The 5162-nt window shown below is 66.1% G+C and carries 5 protein-coding genes and 2 tRNA genes; 4 read left to right on the forward strand and 3 right to left on the reverse strand.

What is annotated here, in order from left to right; translation table 11 throughout:
* Positions 1 to 28: 28 nt before the first annotated feature.
* The 3 genes from AB3X43_RS17685 to AB3X43_RS17695 form a co-directional block, all read right to left on the reverse strand.
* Positions 29 to 820 carry an ATP-binding cassette domain-containing protein gene (locus AB3X43_RS17685; RefSeq protein ID WP_369431185.1) on the reverse strand — a complete coding sequence of 264 codons (792 nt, stop codon included), beginning with the start codon at positions 818 to 820 and terminating at the stop codon, positions 29 to 31.
* 1 nt (position 821) lies between these two features.
* On the reverse strand, positions 822 to 1781 hold the full coding sequence (locus AB3X43_RS17690) for an ABC transporter permease (protein ID WP_369431186.1): 960 nt from the start codon (positions 1779 to 1781) through the stop codon (positions 822 to 824).
* A gap of 171 nt (positions 1782 to 1952) precedes the next feature.
* The gene (locus AB3X43_RS17695; protein WP_369431187.1) at positions 1953 to 2939 is read right to left on the reverse strand and encodes a substrate-binding domain-containing protein; all 987 of its coding nucleotides are present in this window, start codon (positions 2937 to 2939) and stop codon (positions 1953 to 1955) included.
* A 198-nt stretch (positions 2940 to 3137) separates the two neighbouring features.
* On the opposite strand from AB3X43_RS17695, the gene AB3X43_RS17700 reads away from it, so the two are divergent.
* From AB3X43_RS17700 to AB3X43_RS17715, 4 genes are all read left to right on the forward strand, one after another.
* Positions 3138 to 4097, forward strand: a complete 960-nt coding sequence (locus tag AB3X43_RS17700; RefSeq protein ID WP_369431188.1) for a carbohydrate kinase family protein — start codon at positions 3138 to 3140, stop codon at positions 4095 to 4097.
* 39 nt (positions 4098 to 4136) lie between these two features.
* Positions 4137 to 4213 (forward strand) — tRNA-Pro (locus tag AB3X43_RS17705).
* A gap of 25 nt (positions 4214 to 4238) precedes the next feature.
* Positions 4239 to 4315 (forward strand) — tRNA-Arg (locus AB3X43_RS17710).
* 23 nt (positions 4316 to 4338) lie between these two features.
* The coding region (locus AB3X43_RS17715) for a hypothetical protein (protein WP_369431189.1) at positions 4339 to 5162 on the forward strand (824 nt) is incomplete at its 3' end.

Consider the following 5162-nt stretch of genomic DNA (forward strand, 5'->3'; position numbering starts at 1 on the left):
GGTGTGCGTGCGTGAGTGCAGAGGCGTCTCAGGCGAGCGCATCCTTGGGGATCTGGTCGGCCGACATGGCGCCCGTCATCACCGCCACGGTGTCGCTCATGCTGATCTTCTTCGGGTTCAGCACCGCAGCCCGCTTGCCCAGCCGGGCGACGTGGATGCGGTCGGCGATCTCGAAGACGTGTGGCATGTTGTGGCTGATCAGGATCACCGGCAGGCCCTTGTCGCGCACCCGGCGGATCAGCTCCAGCACCATGTTGCCTTCCTTGACACCCAGTGCGGCGGTCGGCTCGTCCAGGATCACCACATGCTCGGCGAACGCCGCCGCACGCGCCACGGCCACGCACTGGCGCTGACCACCCGACAGCGTCTCCACCGCCTGCGTCATCGAGCGGATGCCGACCTTCAGGTCGTTCATCCGGGCGATGCTCTGTTCGAGCATCTTCTTCTTGTCGATCATGCGCAGCACGCTGCCGGCAAAGCCGGGGCGGCGCAGCTCACGACCGAGGAAGAGGTTCTCGGCGATCGTCATGGCCGGGGCCACGGCGAGGTCCTGGTAGACCGTCTCGATGCCGACGCGGCGGGCGTCGATCGGGCTCTTGAAATGGATCGGCTTGCCGTCCAGTTCGATCGAGCCTTCGTCGGGAATGGTCGCGCCCGACAGGCACTTGATCAGCGAGGACTTGCCCGCGCCGTTGTCGCCGATGACGGCGAGGATCTCGCCGGCACGCAGCTCGAAGTCGGCGCCGTCGAGCGCAGTCACCTGGCCATAGCGTTTCACCAGGCCGGTGGCCTTCATCACGATTTGCGGTTGTGCGCTCATCTCAGCGGCCCCCCTTGCGAGACATCTGATCCGTGGCCACGGCCAGGATCACCAGGATGCCGGTCACCAGGATCTGGTAGACCGACGACACACCCATCAGCGTCAGACCGTTGCGGAACACGCCGACGATCATCGCGCCCACCAGCGTGCCGAGCAGGATGCCGCGGCCGCCGAACAGGCTGGTGCCACCGAGCACCACGGCCGTGATGGCATCGAGGTTCTCGGTCTGGCCGGCATTCGGGTCACCTGCACCGGTCCGTGCCACGGCCAGCATCGAGGCGATGCCGTAGAACGTGCCGGCCAGCGCGTAGACGGTCAGCAGCACGCGGTCGGTCGGGATGCCGGTCAGGCGGGTGGCTTCGGGGTTGTTGCCGACGGCGTAGACGTGGCGGCCCGGTGCGGTCTCGCGCAGCCAGAGCCAGGTGCCGATGTACAGCGCGAGCATCAGGACGGTCCCGTAGGCGACGCGGGCGCCGCCCAGGCCGAAGGTGTCGCCCAGCAGGTTCATGCCGTCGGGGATCTGGGTGATGGTCTGCGCGTGCGAATAGAGCTGTGTGACCGCGAAGGCGATGTTCAGGGTGCCCAGCGTGACGATGAAGGGCGGCAGCTTGATGCGGGTGACCAGCAGGCCGTTGACCAGGCCGAACAGGGTCGTCACCGCGACGCCGCACAGGATGGCCAGCGGCGCATTCAGGCCGTAGTCGGCGGCGACCTTGGTCATCACGATCGAGCCCAGCGCCATGACCATGCCGCAGGACAGGTCGATGCCGGCGGTGAGGATGATCAGGGTCTGGCCGATGGCGATCGTGCCCACCACCATGACCTGCTGCAGGATCAACGAGAAATTCTGCAGCGTGAGAAAACGTTCATGCTGGAACGAAAAGAAGGCGCAGGCCAGGATCAGCGCAATGGCTGGGCCCAGTGTCCCGATCGGGGGTAGCTTGGCTTTGAGCGAATTCATGGGTGTGGCTCGCTGGTGGCGTGCATCGAGCGATCGGACAGGCCGGTGTCATGCACGACGAGAAAGGAAAGCCCCGTGCTCACGGGGCTTTCGGATCAGGGGCGATCGTGTGACCGCCCCTGTGCGATCAGAGATCCGGAGAGATCCTGACGGATCTGGACTCACGCCAGATCAGTCACCCCAGCACTGACCACGGGCCTTCTTGGTGTCGATGCTCTTGACGCCAGCAACCGCCTTGGCCGCCACCAGGTCCACACCGGTGTCGGTGTAGCCGGCCTGACGCTTGCCGTCCTTGGCGTACTTGACGCCAGCGGCCACGCCCATCGCGGCCATCTTCAGCGGGTACTGCATCGAGGTGGCGGCGATCACGCCCTTCTCGACGTTGCCCACGCCGTTGGAGCACATGCCGTCCACACCCAGGATGACGACGTCCTTTTCCTTGCCAGCGGCCTTCAGCGCCTTGTAGGCACCGGCGGCAGCGGGTTCGTTGATGGCGTACACCACGTTGATGTCGGCGTTCTTCTGCAGGCAGTTTTCCATGCCGGTCTGGCCCTTGGCGGCGTCGCCGAAGCTGTCGGCCATGCAGACCACTTCAGCCGGCTGGGCCAGCTCGTTGCTCTCGGCGGGCAGGGTCTTCAGGCCGTAGCCGGCCAGGAAGCCGTTGTGGCGCTGCGCACCCACCGGGTGGCCGGGGAACAGGTCCATCGTGGCGATGACGGGCTTCTTGCCGCCCAGCTGGGCCTTGGCGTAGGCGCCGATCAGCTCGCCGGCCTTGTAGTTGTTGGTGGCGAACAGGGCGTCCGCTTCCGGCACCGGGCTGTCGAGGGCGATGACTTGCACGCCCTGGGCCTTGATCTTCTTGATGGTCGGGACGATCGCGTCACCCGATGAGGTGATCAGGATGGTCTTGGCGCCGGCGGCGACCATGTTTTCCATCGCGGTGATCTGGCCGGCGGTGTCGCCGTCCTGCTTGCCGGCGGCGGACAGCAGCTTGGCGCCCAGCTTCTTGGCTTCGGCTTCGGCGCCTTCCTTCATCTTGACGAAGAACGGGTTGGTTTCGGTCTTGGTGATCAGGCCGATGACGGGCTGCGCAGCCATCGTCGAGGTGGCGAAGCAGGCGAGAGCGGCGGCGAAGCCCAGGGTGGAAAGACGCGACATGTTTTGTCTCCGGAAGATGAAGGCGGCCCGTGGAACGAGCCAGGTGGTGAGGTGAGGTCCGCTGTCTGGTGAACCTGCGGAATGAATGGTAGCGGCTCGACTAATTAAATCAACTAGCTTGATTTAGTGATTTCCCTAGTGTCATCGCTCCCGAGGAGTGAGACGATCGCGACCCCGAACCTGTTGACCGAGTAAACCATGAGTGCTGCGCCTGCGAACCTGCCCATCGTCATCTGTGGTGAGTCATTGCTGGATGTGTTCCAGGACGGACCCACTTCCACCGGGCTGCACTTGGACGCCGTGGTGGGTGGCTCACCGCTGAATGTGGCCGCCGGTGTGCAACGCATGGGCCAGCCTGCAGTCTTTCTGGGCGCGATCTCGCGCGACTTCCTGGGCGAGCGCATCCTGAAGAGCGTGGTCGACGAGGGCATCTCGACCGAGGCCGTGGTTCTGAACGACGCACCGACGACGCTGAGTCTGGTCGGTGTCGACGCCAATGGCGTGCCCAGCTACCGCTTCTATGGCACAGGTGGCTCGGACCGCCAGTTGCTGCCCGAGCACCTTGCACGCCTGCCGGCCGAGGTGGTGGCCATCCATTTCGGCTCGTTCGGCTGCGTGGTCGAGCCGATTGCGTCCACCATCCGCGTGCTGGTCGAGCAGCGCCATGCCGCTACCGTCATCTCCTACGACCCGAACGTGCGCTTGAATGTCGAGCCTTCGCTGGACGCCTGGCGCGACAACATCGAATGGATGTCTTCGCGCGCACACCTTCTCAAGCTCAGCGACGAGGACTTCGAGCGGCTCTACCCGGCGCTGGATCCGGCCGATCTGGCTGCACGCTGGCTGGCTGCCGGCGTGTCGCTGGTGATGATGACGCGCGGCGGCAAGGGCGCGCTGGCATGGACCCGCGAAGGGCAATGCGAGGTGCTGGCGCCCCAGGTGCAGGTGCAGGATACCGTCGGTGCAGGCGACACCTTCCAGGCGGCCACGCTGGTGGCGCTGGCGGAGCTTGGTCGCCTCAGTCCGCAAGGTCTGGCTGGCATCTCGCTCGACGAAGTCCGCCGGGTGGCCGATTTCGCGGCCAACGCCGCAGCCATCACCTGCACCCGGCGTGGTCCCGATCTGCCGCGCCGAAACGAATTGCGTGCAACTATCTGAAATCCAGCTGAAAAGTCAGCTATGATCTAAGGCTCTTGTCGGGGCGTAGCGCAGCCTGGTAGCGCATCTGGTTTGGGACCAGAGGGTCGAAGGTTCGAATCCTTTCGCCCCGACCAAGATTTCAGGTCTTCCATCGGCACACTGCCCGTAGCTCAACTGGATAGAGCACCGGCCTTCTAAGCCGGGGGTCGGGAGTTCGAGTCTCTCCGGGCAGGCCATACCGGCCCCGCAGCATCCGCGCATGCCCACCCCGCTGGAACGCCGTCTCCTTCCCTTCCTGGCCTGTCAGGGCGCCTTCTCGACGCTGATCGGCTTCGCTGCCGTGCTGGTGTTCGCGCACAGCGGATGGACCGCATCGGTGGTCTACACCGCCATGATGCTGACGGTGGCCATGGGGTGCATCGTGCTGCCGTTCGCGCTTGGCCGTCGGTTGTCGCTGCGGCCGGCGCATCTGATTCGCGCCGGCTTCCTCTGTCCGGCGCTGCTGCTGCCGGTCGCGGGGCATGTGCCGCTGCTGGCGTTGGCGGTCGGGATGTTCATGGGCCTGACCTGGGGCGCACGGCACTGGCTGGAACTCAGCCTGCTGTCGGACGCCGACCGTGACCGCTACGCCGCCCACACCACCGTCTGGACCGTGTTCGCGGGCCTGTCCGCCACCCTGCTGGTCACGCTCTTCCTGTCGCTGATGGGCGAGCGACCCGAGGCGGTCTACCGCAGCTACGCGGCGCTTGCGCTGGTGGCCGCCGTCTGGGTGCCGCGGCAATTGCCGGACACACCGCCGATCCACTGGGATGCGCCGTGGCGGGTCGTGCGACAGCCCGGCTTCGCTGCCTGTCTACCGCTGTACGGACTGGAGTCCGGCCTGCTGGGCATCGGGATGGTGCTTGGTGCCAGCGGTGCGGTGCAGGCGCTCGGCGTGGTGAGCCACTACGGCTGGACGGCCAGCGCCGCGACGGTGCTCGGCGCGCTGGCGCTGTACACGCTGCGCCGCCGCCGCCACGCCGGCAACCGCCTGCGCTGGATGGCCCTGGCTGCGCTGGGCATGGTGGTCGCCCACACCCTGCT

It is taken from the genome of Sphaerotilus sp., from assembly GCF_041083715.1.
Classification (GTDB): domain Bacteria; phylum Pseudomonadota; class Gammaproteobacteria; order Burkholderiales; family Burkholderiaceae_C; genus Sphaerotilus.

Excerpts from the sequence above, each read along its gene's own strand:
- AB3X43_RS17685 (WP_369431185.1), bottom strand. The coding sequence starts at position 820 with ATGAGCGCACAACCGCAAATCGTGATGAAGGCCACCGGCCTGGTGAAA.
- AB3X43_RS17690 (WP_369431186.1), bottom strand. The coding sequence starts at position 1,781 with ATGAATTCGCTCAAAGCCAAGCTACCCCCGATCGGGACACTGGGCCCA.
- AB3X43_RS17695 (WP_369431187.1), bottom strand. The coding sequence starts at position 2,939 with ATGTCGCGTCTTTCCACCCTGGGCTTCGCCGCCGCTCTCGCCTGCTTC.
- AB3X43_RS17700 (WP_369431188.1), top strand. The coding sequence starts at position 3,138 with ATGAGTGCTGCGCCTGCGAACCTGCCCATCGTCATCTGTGGTGAGTCA.